Below are 14843 nucleotides of genomic sequence, written 5' to 3'. Positions count from 1 at the left end.
GGGCAGGTCCCGCCGCAGGCCGCCGCCTCGCCCGCCCCGGCACCGGCGCCCGCGACCCCCGCCGATCCCTCCGCCCCCCTCGCGACGGGCTCCGGCGGCGGCGCCACGTCCTGGGCGCAGCAGGTCCATCAGCTCGCCCAGCCGCAGGGCCCCGCACAGCCGCAGCCCCCCGCCCCGGCCATGCCCACGCCGGTCCCCGGCCCCGACGCGGCAGCCGCGCAGCAGCCGGTCGTCCCCTGGAAGCCCCCGGTCAGCGACCCGTTCCTGAGGGCCGCCCAGGAGCGGGCCGCCGCCCGCCCGGCCGGGCTCGGGAAGCGGCTCGCGGCCCGCGTCGTCGACACCCTGGTCCTCGGCGCGCTCGCCGGTGCGGCCGCCGCGCCGTTCGTCATGAAGGGCGTCGACCACATCTTCGACAAGATCGAGCAGGCCAAGCGCTCCGGTGAGACGGTCACCGTCTGGCTGGTGGACAGCACGACCTCTGTCCAGTTCGGCATCGCGCTCGCGCTGCTCCTGGTCCTCGGTGTGCTGTACGAGGCGCTGCCCACCGCCAAGTGGGGCGGCACGCTCGGCAAGAAGCTGTGCGGCCTGGAGGTGCGGGACCTCGAGTCGTACGAGCCGCCGTCGTTCGGCGGGGCGCTGCGCCGCTGGCTGGTCTACGGGGTGCTCGGCCTCCTGGCGATCGGTGTCGTCAACGTGCTGTGGTGTCTGGTCGACCGGCCGTGGCGGCAGTGCTGGCACGACAAGGCGGCGGGCACGTTCGTGGCCAGGCGGTAAGCCTTCCCCCGAACGGCACATGACCGGATGCGGGTGTCGGCGGGGCGGGATGCACTGCCCCCATGAGCAACGAACCGCCTAAGTCCGGCCAGCCGCCCGAGGACGACCCGTTCCGCAAGCGCCCGCAGCAGCCGTCGGAACCCCCGGAGGGCGACAGCGCCCCACCGCCCCCGCCCCCGCCCGGGGGCGGGGGGTACGAGGGAGGGCCGCCGGGCGGCGGCGGACCGTACGACGGTGGGCCGTACGGCGGAGGGCCACCCGGGGGCGGGCCACCCGGGGACGGGCCGTACGGCGGTGGCCCCTACGGCTACGGCGGCACCGACCCGCTCGCAGGGATGCCGCCGCTCGGCGACACCGGCAAGCGCGTCCTGGCGCGCCTCGTCGACTGGCTCATCATCTTCATCCCGCTCGCCGCCCTCGGTATCCCGTTCGGCATCTACACCCGGGTGACCGACGACGGCAACGACCTCGGCGACGTGTGGACGGGCGACAACACCGGCGGCCAGTGGGCGTTCCAGCTCATCTCGATCGTGGCGTACGTCGCCTACGACACGCTCATGACGTCGAAGCGGAACGGACAGACCGTCGGCAAGCGGCTGATGGGCCTGCGCGTCGCGATGCTCAACGACGGCAGCGTCCCGACCACGAACCCCGCGCTGATCCGGGCGCTCGTGCTGTGGCTGCCCGCGCTGATCTGCTGCGCCTGTCTGTGGCCGCTGCTCCTGCTGATCATGATCCTCGTGGACAAGCCCTACAAACAGGGCTTCCACGACAAGGCGGCCAAGACGGTGGTGGTGTCAACGACGTAGTGAGGGCTGCCGTTCCGGGGCCGCGTCGGGCGTCGCCGCCCCCGCCCCGGTACCGGCCCCACGGGCACGGGCACGGGCACGGACGCGGGCGCGGAGCGGCGCGGCGAGCGTGACGCTCAGTCCGAGCAGCAGCGCGGCCGCGCCGACGAGCGCGATCCCCGCGCCGGTGGTCGTAGGGAACAGCAGGAGGAGGGCGACGGTCGAGCAGACGACAGTGGCCGAACCGTAGGCGAGCTGTGCGGCGGTCGGACGCGGCATGGCGGTTTCCGTCCTCGTGGTGGAGTCTCGCAACGCGGTCGCACTGATTGACGACTCTACGACGGTGGATGCCCGAGGGGAACCGCCAGTAAGCGTGACCTAACCCACCGTGCCGATGTATCGGGGGCGCACAGGGGCGTGGATCACAGGGGAGGCGGCGTCAAGTGTCCCGCACCGTACGTGAGATCGACGTCGCCACCGCCGTACCGTCGAGCCTCGTGACGACGGCCGGGCCGGCGACCGCCGCACAGCCGAGCCGGGCCGCGAGCGCGCCGACCGTATCCTCACGGTCCTGGTCGCGTTCGGCGACAGGGCCGACGACACCACCCGGTACGACCCGGACGGGCTGAACGGCGCCAAGCCGCCAATCGTCGAGTACGGCGGCACACCCGGGCCCCGGCACGACGAGATACCCCGGCCGGACCGGACCCCGGACAACTCCGCGGACTGGCGACCCGACTGCGACCGCGCGCCCACTACGGGAGGCTGTACTTCGGCGAGGGCCCCGGCGCCGAGTCGCTCGAGACGTAACTGCGAGCAGGTCTCCTGGGCCGCCCTTCGGTCGAGGGTGAGGTCTCGGACCGGGGCCTGGTGGAGTACGACGAGGCCCGCTACGCCCGCGCCGTTCGGCGCCGCGGCAGGGCATCCCCTGTTCCGCGTCGAAGCCGTGACCGGCCCGTTCTCCCTGTCCGGTATGCGGACCGGGGTTTCCATATAAGGCACTTGGCCTGTGCAAGTCAAGACTGTCTTTTCTCGCGTAAGTCCGGTCGAATGTCGTCCACTTGTGGCGCGACACCGCACGCGGATAAACACGTGACCCCCCATCCGCGTTGGCGGTGCGCAGGGGAGGAAACATACAAGTGACCAGCAGACGACGGGCGTTCCGCGCGTCCGCGGTGTTCGTGGCCCTGGCCGCGACCGCCGCCACCGCCGGAGCCCTCACCACGGCACAGGCCGACAACCGCCCGGATGCGGGCATCGAGCGCCACGACCCGGCGCCGGGCGCGGTCGAGGAGGGCCACGCCCACGAGAACGAGAAGGCCGCCGCGGTCGACCACGACCTCGAAGGCCCGTTCAGCGAGAAGCAGTCGAAGCAGCGCGAGGCCGCCCTCGAACAGGTCCTGGCCGGCGACTCCAAGGTGGAGAAGCGCGGCAGGTCCCAGGTCGTCAAGCTCGACGACAAGAAGTACGTCGAGCTCGGCCGGGAGAAGACCGACAAGATCTTCACCATCCTCGTGGAGTTCGGCGACAAGGTCGACACCGAGACGCTCGTCGACCGCAAGGACGACGACACGGACGAGCCGAAGCCGAAGTACGGCGGCACGCCCGGCCCGCTGCACAACCGGATAGCCAAGCCGGACCGTACGAAGGACAACTCCACGGCCTGGCAGGAGGACTACGACCAGAAGCACTTCCAGGATCTGTACTTCGGCACCGGCAAGGACGCCCAGGGCAAGCAGAAGCACTCCCTCAAGACCTACTACGAGCGCACCTCGTCCGGCCGGTACTCGGTCGACGGCGCCGTCTCGGACTGGGTCAAGGTGGAGTACAACGAGGCCCGCTACGGCTCCAACTACTGCGGCAACTCCAACTGCTCCAACGTCTGGGACGTCGTCCGCGACGGCGTGAACGCCTGGGCCGCAGACCAGGCCGCCAAGGGCAAGTCGAACGAGGAGATCAAGGCCCAGCTGGCGCAGTACGACCAGTGGGACCGCTACGACTTCGACGGCGACGGCGACTTCAACGAGGCCGACGGCTACATCGACCACTTCCAGATCGTCCACGCGGGCGAGGACGAGTCGGCCGGCGGCGGCGCGCAGGGCGGCGACGCGCTGTGGGCGCACCGCTGGTACGCGTACGGCACGAACGCCGGCAAGACGGGCCCCGAGGGGAACAAGGCCGGCGGCACCCAGATCGGCGAGACCGGCATCTGGGTCGGCGACTACACGATGCAGCCGGAGAACGGCGGCCTCGGTGTCTTCGCCCACGAGTACGGCCACGACCTCGGCCTGCCGGACCTGTACGACACCTCGGGCCGCGCGGGCGCCGAGAACTCCACGGGCTTCTGGTCCCTGATGTCGTCCGGCTCCTGGCTGGGCACCGGCAAGGACTCCATCGGCGACATGCCGGGCGACATGACCGCCTGGGACAAGCTGCAGCTGGGCTGGCTCAACTACGAGAAGGCCAAGGCGGCCACCAAGTCCAGGCACAAGCTGGGCGTCGCGGCGTACAACACCAAGAACCCGCAGGCGCTCGTCGTCGAGCTGCCGAAGAAGAGGGTCACCACCCCGATCGTCAAGCCGGTCCAGGGCGCCACCCAGTGGTGGAGCAACATGGGTGACGACCTGAAGAACACCCTCACCCGGTCCGTCGACCTGACCGGCAAGGCCAAGGCCGAGCTGACCCTCGACGCCTGGTGGGACATCGAGGACGAGTACGACTACCTGTACGCCGAGGTCTCCACGGACGGCGGCACGCAGTGGACCGCTCTCGACGGCACCGCGGACGGCCAGGCCCTGCCGAAGGACGCGAGCGGCGCCTCGGCGCTGACCGGCGTCTCGGAGTCCTTCAAGAAGCTGGCGTACTCGCTCGACGCGTACGCGGGCCAGAAGGTCGACCTCCGCTTCCGCTACCAGACGGACGGCGGCGTGGCCCAGAAGGGCTTCGCGGCCGACAACATCGTGGTGACGGCCGACGGCGCCGAGCTCTTCTCGGACAACGCCGAGACGGAGGCCCCCGGCTGGACGTCCAACGGCTTCTCGCGCATCGGCGAGGCCATCACGGACGACTACCCGCAGTACTACATCGCCGAGAACCGCCAGTACGCGTCGTACGACGCGACCCTGAAGGTCGGCCCGTACAACTTCGGCTTCACGGGCGACAAGGCGAGCTGGGTGGAGCACTACCCGTACCAGACCGGCCTGATGATCTGGAAGTGGGACACCTCCCAGAACGACAACAACACCGCCGTCCACCCCGGTGAGGGCCTCATCCTCCCGGTCGACGCGCACCCGAAGCCGCTGACGTGGGCGGACGGCACGCTGATGCGCAACCGCATCCAGTCCTACGACTCGCCGTTCAGCTGGTACCGCACCGGCGGCATGACCCTGCACAAGGCGGGCGTCGAGCGGCGCGTCGGCGGGCAGTGGGGCAACCCGGTCTTCGACGACCGCAAGGGCGTCTACTGGTTCGAGAGCAACCCGCGGGCGAGCGTCAAGGTAACTGACACCAACACCCGGATCGCGATCGTCCAGCAGCCGCGCAACGGCCGGACGATCACCGTCAAGGTGGGTCCTTCGACCAGGTAAATCGGTAAAACCGCAGGTCATAGCTTGATCGGCCGTCGCCCCCTAGCGGGGCGGCGGCCGATCGTGTTTAGGTGCACCTGACCGACTCTTATTGACACACGTCTCACGGGGGAGCGCTCAGCCATGCCCGGTGGTGGTTTCTGCAAGTTGCCCGGCGGCAGCGTGGTGGTCGCGCTGAGCCTGCCGAATCCGGCGGGGGTCGGCGAGGTGAGGATCCTGGTCCACGCGGGTAACCGCCCGAGGGCGCTGACCCGTCTGAGGAACCTGGGGCTGCGTGTCTACCTGCGCGGCAACACCCATCCCCCCACCCCGGACGAGATCACCGCGGTCCTGCACCACCCCGACGGCCTCCTGTGGCGCACGGCGCCGAGCAGCGCGCAGGAGCTGTGGCACCCGATACGGGCGCTGTTGCAGCCGTAGAGGCCCCTGACGCCACGCGGCTCGCCACGCGGTGCCGCGCGGCACCACGCGGCGCCGCGTGGCGTCCTCAGACGACCGGCTTGCCGCTGAGCTCCACCCCGGCCGCCCGGAGCTCCTCAAGCGCTCGCTGAGTGCTCTCCTCGCCGACCCCGGCCGTGAGGTCCAGCAGTACCTGCGTCCGGAACCCCTCGGCGACGGCGTCCAGCGCGGTCGCCCGCACACAGTGGTCGGTGGCGATCCCCACGACGTCCACCTCGGTCACGTCGTGGGCCCGCAGCCAGTCGGCGAGGGAGACGTCGTTCTCGTCGGTGCCCTCGAAGCCGCTGTACGCGGCGGAGTAGGCGCCCTTGTCGAACACGGCGTCGATGGCACCGGAGGCGACGGCGGGCGCGAAGTTCGGATGGAACCCGACGCCCTCGGTGCCGGCGACGCAGTGCGGCGGCCAGGAGCGGACGAAGTCCGGGCGGTCGGCGAAGTGGTCGCCCGGATCGATGTGGTGGTCCCGGGTGGCGACGACGTGCTGGTACACGACCCCGGCGGTCTCGCCCACCAGGTCCGTGATGGCGGCGGCGACATCCGCGCCCCCCGCCACCGCGAGGCTGCCGCCCTCGCAGAAGTCGTTCTGAACGTCGACGACGATCAATGCGCGGTGCATGGCGGTTGTCCTTCGGTGGGGGAGCGGTCGGTGGTCGGGAGTGGGGATGGTGTCGAGCGTAGAGACTTCCCGCACCCAGCGGGAGGGGGCGCATCCCGCTGTGGCAGGGCGTTCCGCTACGACGCCCCCGCGACGTACTCCGTGGTGATGACGGGCTCCCCACGCGACAGCTGGACGGCGGACAGCGGCAGCCCCGCCCGCGCGGCGATGTGCCGGGTCCGCGCCGCCTCCAGCGGTTCGCGCGCGACGACCTCGCCGGACTTGACCAGCCGGGCCTGCAGCCGGCGCTCGACCAGCTCGGGCGGCATCGTCCCGGTGCCCACGACCTCCGCCTCGGCGACCCCGTCGGCGTCCACCCGCCGGGCGGCCCACTTCCGGCCCCCGACGGACGCCTTCCCGCCGAGGGACCTCTTCGCGACCGGCCGCAGCGGCGCGGCGAGGTCCGCCGAGTCCGCCCGGGCGACCAGCTTGTAGACCATCGAGCAGGTCGGGTGGCCGCTCCCGGTCACCAGCTGCGTCCCCACCCCGTACGCGTCCACCGGCGCCGCCGCCAGCGAGGCGATCGCGTACTCGTCCAGGTCCGAGGTGACGACGATCCGTGTGTCCCGCGCCCCCAGCTCGTCCAGCTGCTGCCGCACCCGGTGCGCGACCAGCAGCAGGTCTCCCGAGTCGACGCGCACCGCGCCCAGCCCGGGCCCGGCCACCTCCACCGCGGCCCGCACCGCCTCGGCCACGTCGTATGTGTCGACGAGCAGCGTCGTGCCCCGCCCGAGCGAGTCCACCTGCACCCGGAACGCGTCCCGCTCGGTGTCGTGCAGAAGGATGAAGGCGTGGGCGGACGTGCCCACGGTCGGGAGGCCGTACCGGAACCCCGCCGCCAGGTCGGACGTCGAGTCGAAGCCGCCCACGTACGCGGCCCGCGCCGCGGCCACCGCGGCCAGCTCGTGCGTACGGCGGGCGCCCATCTCGATCAGTCCGCGCCCGCCGGCCGCCGCCGACATCCGGGACGCGGCCGCGGCGATCGCCGAGTCGTGGTTGAGGATGGAGAGGATCACCGTCTCGAGCAGGACGCACTCCGCGAAGGTGCCCTCGACCCGCAGGACCGGCGAGCCCGGGAAGTAGACCTCGCCCTCCGGGTAGCCCCAGATGTCCCCGCTGAAGCGGTACTCCGCCAGCCAGGCGAGCGTCGCCTCGTCGACGATGCCCCGCTCGCGCAGGAAGCCCAGCACGTCCGGGTCGAAGCGGAAGTTCTCCACGGCGTCCAGGACGCGGCCGGTGCCGGCCACGACTCCGTACCGCCGGCCCTCGGGGAGCCGCCGGGTGAAGACCTCGAAGACCGAGCGCCGGTCGGCGGTGCCACCCCTGAGGGCGGCCTGGAGCATGGTCAGCTCGTACTGGTCGGTGAAGAGCGCGGTGGACGGCACAGCCACCGGAAGCCCTAGGTCCGCAGCGTTCATGCCAGGAATCGTACCCCCAATACTCGTCAGAGTGACGATTTCTCGGTTTGTGCGGCCCCCCACCCTCAGTGGCAGCATGGACCGGGTGAGTGTTGCTCCCGTAGAGATCGAACGAACGGCACCGGCCGAAGAGAACTTCGCCGTGACCGAACCCGACGTGCCGTGGGTGACGATCGTCCACAACGACCCGGTCAACCTCATGAGCTATGTGACGTATGTCTTCCAGACGTACTTCGGCTACTCCAAGGACAAGGCGCACAAACTGATGCTCGACGTGCACCACAAGGGCCGGGCCGTGGTCTCCAGCGGTACCCGCGAGGAGATGGAGCGCGACGTGCAGGCGATGCACGGATACGGCCTGTGGGCGACGCTCTCCCAGGACCGCGGCTGATGAGCGGGCACTTCGAGGCGCTGCCCGGCGGCGGCGCGGCCGTCCCGCTCGACGAGGTCGAGATCTCCATCCTGCGCTCGCTGGCCGTCCAGATGCTGGAGCTGATCGGCCCCGGCGACGAGCCCGCCAAGGGCGAGGACCCGCTCGCCGCGCTCTTCCAGGACGGCCCCAGCGAGCCGCCGTCCGACCCGGCGCTCGCGCGCCTCTTCCCCGACGCGTACGGCGACCCGGACGCGGACGGCGACGGCGACGCCGCCAAGGAGGAGGAGCTCCGCGCCGCCTCCGCCGAGTTCCGCCGCTTCACCGAGAACGATCTGCGCGCCCGCAAGCGCGAGGACGTGCTCACCGTCGTACGCGGCCTGGACGCTCTGGCGGCGCGCGGGCAGGAAGGGGGCCGTCTGGAACTCACGACCGACGAATCACGCCACTGGCTCGGCGCGCTCAACGACCTCCGTCTCACCATCGGGACCAGGCTGGAGGTCACCGACGAGGACGAGAGCAGCGACCTCTACCGGCTGCCCGACTCGGATCCGCGCAAACCGATGGTGATGGCCTACTTGTGGCTGGGCGCACTTCAGGAGACTCTCGTCGAAACACTCCTGCCGTAGCCTCCCGCGGGCGGGAGTGGGGCCCTCGTGCGCCATGACGCGCCGTAATAGGTGCAGGCCAGGGCCGTCCGCTACACGGAAATCCAGCCCGCCGCGGCGTCCGCTCAGCGAACTACGGATTCCGCATAACGATCGCATCACCGCTCCTGCACTTCTCTTCCCCCGGGCCGCTTCGACCCGACATTGTGTGACCCGCATCACGCAACGATCAGTGAAACACGTGGTAAAACTTCGCAACTCCACAGCGGGGCCCCCAGCCGTGCCGTGGAGTGAGTGGATCGGTTCCAGCCACTCCGCACCACCTGTGTGACCCACGTCGTCCGAGTCCGCGGCCGACGGGGTGGCACATCGCCGGATCGGACAACGGCGTTCGCTCAACCGCACCCCTCACTGCTGTGCCCTGCCAGCAGATCCCCTGCGCCATTGAGGTAGTCAGATGTCACTCGACTCCATCACCGCAAACATCGACAAAAGTGTCAGCGAGTTCTTCGAACCCATCTCCAAGGGGCTCGGCGAGATCGTCTTCTACTCGGTCCCCGTAGGTGGCACCGAGCTCCCGCTCATCGTCGCCTGGCTCGTTGTCGCTGGTCTGGTGTTCACCGGCTGGTTCGGGTTCGTCCAGTTCCGCAAGTTCAAGCTCGCGGTCAACGTCGTACGCGGCAAGTACGACGAGAAGGGGTCGACCGGTGAGGTCAACCACTTCCAGGCGCTGACCGCCGCCGTCTCCGGCACCGTCGGTCTCGGCAACATCGCCGGTGTGGCCGTCGCCGTCTCCATCGGCGGCCCCGGCGCCACGTTCTGGATGATCCTCTGTGGTCTGCTGGGCATGGCGTCGAAGTTCGTCGAGGTCACCCTCGGTGTGAAGTACCGCGAGGTGCACGAGGACGGCACCGTCTCCGGTGGCCCGATGCACTACCTCCGCAAGGGTCTCGTCGACCGCTTCGGTGAGGGCGCCAAGACCGCGGGCAAGGTGCTCGCCATCGCCTCGGCCGTCATGGTCCTGTTCTTCGGCCTCTTCGGCGGCAACCTCTTCCAGGCCAACCAGAGCTACACGCAGCTGGCGTCCGTCACCGGCGGCGGCTCCTCCACGTACGCGCTGTTCTTCGGCCTGCTGATCGCCGCCCTCGTCGGCCTGGTCCTCCTCGGCGGCCTCCGCTCCGTCGCCTCGGTCACCAGCCGTCTGGTTCCGGCCATGGCGATCATGTACATCCTGGCCTGCCTGGTCGTCATCCTGACCAACGTCACCGCGCTGCCGTCCGCCGTCTCCACGATCGTCTCCGAGGCGTTCAGCCCGACCGGTGTCGCCGGTGGTGTCATCGGTGCCCTGATCATCGGCTTCAAGCGCGCCGCCTTCTCCAACGAGGCCGGTCTGGGCTCCGCCCCGATCGCACACTCCGCGGTGAAGACCAAGCACCCCGCGAGCGAGGGCCTGGTCGGTCTGCTGGAGCCGTTCATCGACACGGTCGTCATCTGCACCATGACCGCGCTGACCATCGTCATCGCGCGCCCCGAGAGCTGGCTGAAGGCCCGCGAGGGCGAGAGCATCGGCGGTGTCACCATCACGTCGGACGCCTTCGCCACCGTGATGCCGTGGTTCCCGTACCTGCTGACCCTCGCGGTCCTGCTGTTCGCCTTCTCCACGATGATCACCTGGGGCTACTACTGCCTCAAGGCCTGGACGCACCTGTTCGGCCGCAGCAAGGCCAGCGAGCTCACCTTCAAGGTCATCTACTCGCTCTTCGTGGTCCTCGGCTCCCTGATGTCCCTGGGCACGCTGATCGACCTGGCCGACTCGGTGCTCTTCCTGCTGGCCGTGGTCAACATCATCGGCCTGTACCTGCTGGCCCCGATCGTCAAGAAGGAGCTCAACTCCTTCCTGGAGTTCGTCCGTCGCCGCGACGCCGGCGAGGAGCCGGAGGAGCGCGAGGAGGAGCCGGTCAAGTCCCTCTGACCGGGCCGCTCACCGCTCAGTACGCCACGACGCCCCCCGTACCGGTCCGCCGGTGCGGGGGGCGTCGCGTTCGCCGGGTGTTCGCTCAGCGGACGCTCAACTCCGTATAACGATCTGTTAATGACAGCCGCACCCTTCGCCCCGCGAGGTGCGGCTTTGTGATGTTTCACCTGTGCGCCGGCTCACAGGGCACTTCGTCCCATATGCGTACGGCCGTGATACATCTGCACGACCGCCCGGGACCGCCACCCATGTGTCCCGGGGGCGCCACGGCCGGCCGACCGCCGGCGGCACTCCAGCCATGTCCGGGGGGATCAGCGTGGAGAAAGGCGCAGCGAAATCATGACCTCACTGCAGGTCGAGAACGACCGGAGCGGCGACGAGGCCGCCGACGGGGCAACGGGCCGGGCCACCGAAGAGGCAACGGGCCAGGCCACCGCCGAGGGCTACCAGCGGGGGCTCGGTGCCCGTCAGATCCAGATGATCGCCATCGGCGGGGCCATCGGCACCGGGCTCTTCCTCGGCGCGGGCAAGGCCATATCCAAGGCCGGCCCCAGCCTGATCCTGGCGTACGCCATCGCCGGCCTGGTCATCTTCTTCATCATGCGGGCCCTGGGCGAACTCCTCATGTACCGCCCGGTGTCCGGCTCCTTCTCGGAGTACGCCCGCGAGTTCGTCGGCCCGTTCGCGGGCTTCGTCACGGGCTGGACGTACTGGCTCTTCTGGGTCGTCACCGGCATCACCGAGGTCACCGCGGCCGCCACCTATATGACGTACTGGTGGAACATCCCCCAGTGGGTCTCGGCGCTCGTCTTCACCGTCATCCTGTACGGCGCGAACCTGATCTCCGTGAAGCTCTTCGGCGAGCTGGAGTTCTGGTTCTCGATGGTCAAGGTCACCGCCATCATCGGCATGATCCTGATCTGCGCCGGCATCCTCACGCTCGGCTTCTCCGACGCCGGGGACACCGCCTCCGTCAGCCACCTCTGGTCGCACGGCGGCTTCTTCCCGACCGGCGTCGGCGGCACGCTGATGACCCTCCAGATCGTCATGTTCGCCTTCCTCGCCGTCGAGTTGGTCGGCGTCACGGCGGGCGAGTCCAAGGACCCCGAGACGACGCTCCCCAAGGCCGTCAACACCGTGCCCTGGCGGATCGCCGTCTTCTACGTCGGCGCGCTGATCATGATCCTGTCCGTCGTGCCGTGGACCGAGTTCCAGCCGGGCGTGTCCCCGTTCGTCGCCGCCTTCGAGAAGATGGGCCTCGGCGTCGGCGCCGCGATCGTGAACTTCGTGGTCCTCACCGCCGCCCTGTCGTCCTGCAACTCCGGGATGTACTCCACCGGCCGGATGCTCCGCGACCTCGCCCTCAACGGCCAGGGCCCGAAGCTCTTCACCAGGCTGACCCGCTCCGGCACCCCGCTGGTCGGCACCACCTTCTCCGCCGCCCTCATGCTCGTCGGCGTGTGGATCAACTACCGGTGGCCCGGCGACGCCTTCAACAAGGTGGTCTCCTTCGCGACGATCTCCGGCATGTGGGCCTGGGTGATGATCCTCGTCAGCCATGTCCGCTACCGGACGCGCGCCGACCGCGGAGAGCTTCCGCAGTCCTCCTTCAAGGCCCCGGGCGCCCCCTGGACGAGCCTGTTCGCGCTGGCGTTCATCGGCCTGGTGATCGTCCTGATGGCCGTCGACGAGAGCGCCCGCGTCTCCCTCTACTGCGCGCCGGTCTGGGCGCTGATCCTGGGCGTCGCGTACTTCTTCCCGAGCCGCCGCGACCCGGGCGGAGCGGCCTTCAAGCGTCGCTGAACCCCCGGAATCCAGCGCTCCGTCCAGCATGTGGGCCCGGCCGTACCGTTCCTCGGTACGGCCGGGCCCGTCTGCTTATCCTGAACCCCATGCTGACCATCACACGGGCTCTGTACGACCAGATCGTCGCGCACGCGCGTGCCGACCACCCGGACGAGGCCTGCGGCGTGGTCGCCGGCCCGGCCGGCTCCGGACGCCCCGAGCGTTTCATCCCGATGCTCAACGCCGCCCGCTCACCCACGTTCTACGAGTTCGACTCGGGCGACCTGCTGAAGCTCTACCGCGAGATGGACGACCGCGACGAGGAGCCGGTCGTCATCTACCACTCGCACACCGCGACCGAGGCGTACCCCTCCCGTACCGACATCTCGTACGCGAACGAGCCCGAGGCGCACTACGTCCTGGTCTCCACGGCCGACACCGACGACGCCGGACCCTTCCAGTTCCGCTCCTTCCGTATCGTGGACGGCGAGATCACGGAGGAAGAGGTCAAGGTGGTGGAGACGCACTGACCTGCGACGCACAATGCCGGGATCCGTATGCTGAGCCGACATCGTCCGGCATGCGAGATCACACTCTGGTCCGCGGACCGGGAATCGATACGATGACCGCATGGTTTCCATCGACGTGAGCGAACAGACGCCGGGCACCGTCCTGCTCGTGGCGCGGCTGCACGTCGACCTGTGCCGCCTCGCGAGCGCCATGTGTCGCAGCGGCGCCGCCGCCTGAGCCGCGGCCACCGCGCACGATCCCCCGAGCACCACGCACCACGCGACCGCGTGCGCCCCGACCACGGGCGCCCGGCCCGCAGCACGTCCTGCCCTTGCCTGCCGCCTTCCCACAGGAGCCCACACCATGGCCATCGAGGTCCGCATCCCGACCATCCTCCGCACCTACACCGCCGGCGCCAAGGCCGTCGAAGGCAGCGGAGAGACCCTCGCCGAGCTGTTCGCCGACCTCGAGTCCCGTCACACGGGCATCCAGGAGCGCATCGTCGACCGTGCTGCCGGCGGTGAGCTGCGCCGCTTCGTGAACGTGTACCTGAACGACGAGGACGTCCGCTTCCTCGACGGCATCTCCACCAGGCTGGCCGACGGCGACAACGTCACGATCCTCCCGGCCGTGGCAGGGGGATCTGCCGCGGCGGAGCCGCGTCCGGCCGGTGCGGCGGCCGGACGACGGGCGGGAATGGTCTGACATGCGCTACGACAGCCCCCTAGCAGCCGTAGGGAACACCCCGCTGGTCCGCCTGCCGCGCCTGTCCCCCTCGGACGACGTACGCATCTGGGCCAAGCTGGAGGACCGCAACCCGACCGGTTCCGTCAAGGACCGTCCCGCCCTGCACATGATCGAGCAGGCGGAGAAGGACGGCCGCCTCACTCCGGGCTGCACCATCCTGGAGCCCACCAGCGGCAACACGGGCATCTCGCTCGCGATGGCGGCCCGCCTCAAGGGCTACCGCATCGTCTGCGTCATGCCCGAGAACACCTCCCAGGAACGGCGCGACCTGCTCGCCATGTGGGGCGCCGAGATCATCTCGTCCCCCGCGGCGGGCGGCTCCAACACGGCCGTCCGCGTCGCCAAGGAGCTGTCCGAGCAGAACCCCGACTGGGTGATGCTCTACCAGTACGGCAACCCGGACAACGCGGCGGCGCACTACGCCACGACCGGCCCGGAGATCCTCTCGGACCTCCCGTCCATCACCCACTTCGTGGCGGGCCTCGGCACGACGGGCACCCTGATGGGCGTCGGCCGCTACCTGCGGGAGCACAAGCCCGACGTCAAGATCGTCGCAGCGGAGCCGCGCTACGACGACCTCGTCTACGGCCTGCGCAACCTCGACGAGGGCTTCGTCCCCGAGCTGTACGACGCCGCCGTCCTCACCACCCGCTTCTCGGTCGGCTCCGCAGACGCGGTGACCCGAACCCGTGACCTCCTCCAGCAGGAGGGCATCTTCGCGGGTGTCTCCACGGGGGCGGCGCTGCACGCCGCGATCGGCGTCGGCAGGAAGGCTCTGAAGGCGGGGGAGCGGGCGGACATCGTCTTCGTCGTCGCCGACGGCGGCTGGAAGTACCTGTCGACCGGCGTCTACACGGCCCCCACCACCGAAGCCGCCATCGAAACCCTGCAGGGCCAGCTCTGGGCGTAGCGCCCTGTCGCGCGATCCCCTGCGCAGCCCCCTGGGCGGGGGCGCCCGTCGTGCCCATCCCGTTCCGCCCTGCGGAACGCCTGCCCGCAAACCGGAACGGCATGACCGCCGCGAGGGCGGTGCGCCGGCCGCCGGTCCGCTGTCGGTATGCGTTCCGCCAGGGGTGACGGGTCTCCCCCCGCTCCAGCGAAGCCGCGAGCTCGGGGGAGGGCGGGCACAGCGGACCGGCCGGTGCCCTGCCCGGCGTGCCCCCGCAC

The 14843-nt window shown here is 70.1% G+C and carries 16 protein-coding genes; 12 read left to right on the top strand and 4 right to left on the bottom strand.

Annotated elements, in window-relative coordinates:
• On the top strand, positions 1-774 hold a 774-nt coding region (locus FVS66_RS32250), incomplete at its 5' end, for an RDD family protein (RefSeq protein ID WP_149184789.1).
• 62 nt (positions 775-836) lie between these two features.
• Positions 837-1583 carry an RDD family protein gene (locus FVS66_RS32245; RefSeq protein WP_149184788.1) on the top strand — a complete coding sequence of 249 codons (747 nt, stop codon included), beginning with the start codon at positions 837-839 and terminating at the stop codon, positions 1581-1583.
• On the opposite strand, the gene FVS66_RS32240 is transcribed toward FVS66_RS32245, so the two are convergent.
• Positions 1572-1841, bottom strand: a complete 270-nt coding sequence (locus tag FVS66_RS32240) for a hypothetical protein (RefSeq protein WP_149184787.1) — start codon at positions 1839-1841, stop codon at positions 1572-1574. The two genes, FVS66_RS32245 and FVS66_RS32240, sit on opposite strands and share 12 nt — an antisense overlap.
• A gap of 160 nt (positions 1842-2001) precedes the next feature.
• Complete coding sequence (locus tag FVS66_RS32235; RefSeq protein ID WP_149184786.1) at positions 2002-2244, bottom strand: hypothetical protein; 243 nt, start codon at positions 2242-2244, stop codon at positions 2002-2004.
• Positions 2245-2701: 457 nt separating this feature from the next.
• Here FVS66_RS32235 and FVS66_RS32230 point away from each other — a divergent pair, with 457 nt between their 5' ends.
• Complete coding sequence (locus FVS66_RS32230) at positions 2702-5149, top strand: immune inhibitor A domain-containing protein (RefSeq protein WP_149184785.1); 2448 nt, start codon at positions 2702-2704, stop codon at positions 5147-5149.
• A 123-nt stretch (positions 5150-5272) separates the two neighbouring features.
• Complete coding sequence (locus tag FVS66_RS32225; RefSeq protein ID WP_149184784.1) at positions 5273-5569, top strand: hypothetical protein; 297 nt, start codon at positions 5273-5275, stop codon at positions 5567-5569.
• 67 nt (positions 5570-5636) lie between these two features.
• Here FVS66_RS32225 and FVS66_RS32220 read toward each other — a convergent pair whose 3' ends face one another.
• Both FVS66_RS32220 and FVS66_RS32215 read right to left on the bottom strand, forming a co-directional pair.
• Complete coding sequence (locus FVS66_RS32220) at positions 5637-6224, bottom strand: isochorismatase family protein (protein WP_149184783.1); 588 nt, start codon at positions 6222-6224, stop codon at positions 5637-5639.
• A gap of 116 nt (positions 6225-6340) precedes the next feature.
• Positions 6341-7681, bottom strand: coding sequence for a nicotinate phosphoribosyltransferase (locus FVS66_RS32215; protein WP_149184782.1), 1341 nt, complete (start codon positions 7679-7681; stop codon positions 6341-6343).
• A gap of 76 nt (positions 7682-7757) precedes the next feature.
• On the opposite strand from FVS66_RS32215, the gene clpS reads away from it, so the two are divergent.
• From clpS to FVS66_RS32180, 8 genes are all read left to right on the top strand, one after another.
• On the top strand, positions 7758-8072 hold the full coding sequence (gene clpS, locus FVS66_RS32210; protein WP_149184781.1) for an ATP-dependent Clp protease adapter ClpS: 315 nt from the start codon (positions 7758-7760) through the stop codon (positions 8070-8072).
• The gene (locus FVS66_RS32205; RefSeq protein WP_149184780.1) at positions 8072-8680 is read left to right on the top strand and encodes a DUF2017 domain-containing protein; all 609 of its coding nucleotides are present in this window, start codon (positions 8072-8074) and stop codon (positions 8678-8680) included. Before clpS ends, FVS66_RS32205 begins: the two co-directional genes overlap by 1 nt.
• Before the next feature lie 436 nt (positions 8681-9116).
• Positions 9117-10631 (top strand): alanine/glycine:cation symporter family protein, encoded by a 1515-nt coding sequence (locus FVS66_RS32200; RefSeq protein WP_149184779.1) that lies wholly within the window; start codon positions 9117-9119, stop codon positions 10629-10631.
• A 342-nt stretch (positions 10632-10973) separates the two neighbouring features.
• Entirely contained in the window at positions 10974-12437 is a 1464-nt protein-coding gene (locus tag FVS66_RS32195; RefSeq protein WP_149184778.1) for an amino acid permease, read from the top strand.
• Positions 12438-12526: 89 nt separating this feature from the next.
• Positions 12527-12949, top strand: a complete 423-nt coding sequence (locus FVS66_RS32190; RefSeq protein WP_149184777.1) for a M67 family metallopeptidase — start codon at positions 12527-12529, stop codon at positions 12947-12949.
• Positions 12950-13049: 100 nt separating this feature from the next.
• Complete coding sequence (locus tag FVS66_RS36665; protein ID WP_316248241.1) at positions 13050-13166, top strand: putative leader peptide; 117 nt, start codon at positions 13050-13052, stop codon at positions 13164-13166.
• Positions 13167-13292: 126 nt separating this feature from the next.
• Positions 13293-13634, top strand: coding sequence for a MoaD/ThiS family protein (locus tag FVS66_RS32185; protein WP_149184776.1), 342 nt, complete (start codon positions 13293-13295; stop codon positions 13632-13634).
• 1 nt (position 13635) lies between these two features.
• Positions 13636-14586: a cysteine synthase gene (locus tag FVS66_RS32180; protein WP_149184775.1), complete on the top strand. Its 951-nt coding sequence runs from the start codon at positions 13636-13638 to the stop codon at positions 14584-14586.
• Positions 14587-14843: the final 257 nt, after the last annotated feature.

Source organism: Streptomyces sp. TRM49041 (genome assembly GCF_008271805.1).
GTDB lineage: Bacteria > Actinomycetota > Actinomycetes > Streptomycetales > Streptomycetaceae > Streptomyces.
Note: the sequence above shows the minus strand (reverse complement) of the source record. Positions and strands in the feature narration are given on the sequence as shown.

What these genes read in the sequence shown, in the direction of transcription:
- FVS66_RS32245 (WP_149184788.1), top strand. Translation starts at nt 837, where the DNA reads ATGAGCAACGAACCGCCTAAGTCCGGCCAGCCGCCCGAGGACGACCCG.
- FVS66_RS32240 (WP_149184787.1), bottom strand. Translation starts at nt 1,841, where the DNA reads ATGCCGCGTCCGACCGCCGCACAGCTCGCCTACGGTTCGGCCACTGTC.
- FVS66_RS32225 (WP_149184784.1), top strand. Translation starts at nt 5,273, where the DNA reads ATGCCCGGTGGTGGTTTCTGCAAGTTGCCCGGCGGCAGCGTGGTGGTC.
- FVS66_RS32220 (WP_149184783.1), bottom strand. Translation starts at nt 6,224, where the DNA reads ATGCACCGCGCATTGATCGTCGTCGACGTTCAGAACGACTTCTGCGAG.
- FVS66_RS32215 (WP_149184782.1), bottom strand. Translation starts at nt 7,681, where the DNA reads ATGAACGCTGCGGACCTAGGGCTTCCGGTGGCTGTGCCGTCCACCGCG.
- clpS (WP_149184781.1), top strand. Translation starts at nt 7,758, where the DNA reads ATGGACCGGGTGAGTGTTGCTCCCGTAGAGATCGAACGAACGGCACCG.
- FVS66_RS32205 (WP_149184780.1), top strand. Translation starts at nt 8,072, where the DNA reads ATGAGCGGGCACTTCGAGGCGCTGCCCGGCGGCGGCGCGGCCGTCCCG.
- FVS66_RS32200 (WP_149184779.1), top strand. Translation starts at nt 9,117, where the DNA reads ATGTCACTCGACTCCATCACCGCAAACATCGACAAAAGTGTCAGCGAG.
- FVS66_RS32195 (WP_149184778.1), top strand. Translation starts at nt 10,974, where the DNA reads ATGACCTCACTGCAGGTCGAGAACGACCGGAGCGGCGACGAGGCCGCC.
- FVS66_RS32190 (WP_149184777.1), top strand. Translation starts at nt 12,527, where the DNA reads ATGCTGACCATCACACGGGCTCTGTACGACCAGATCGTCGCGCACGCG.
- FVS66_RS36665 (WP_316248241.1), top strand. Translation starts at nt 13,050, where the DNA reads ATGGTTTCCATCGACGTGAGCGAACAGACGCCGGGCACCGTCCTGCTC.
- FVS66_RS32185 (WP_149184776.1), top strand. Translation starts at nt 13,293, where the DNA reads ATGGCCATCGAGGTCCGCATCCCGACCATCCTCCGCACCTACACCGCC.
- FVS66_RS32180 (WP_149184775.1), top strand. Translation starts at nt 13,636, where the DNA reads ATGCGCTACGACAGCCCCCTAGCAGCCGTAGGGAACACCCCGCTGGTC.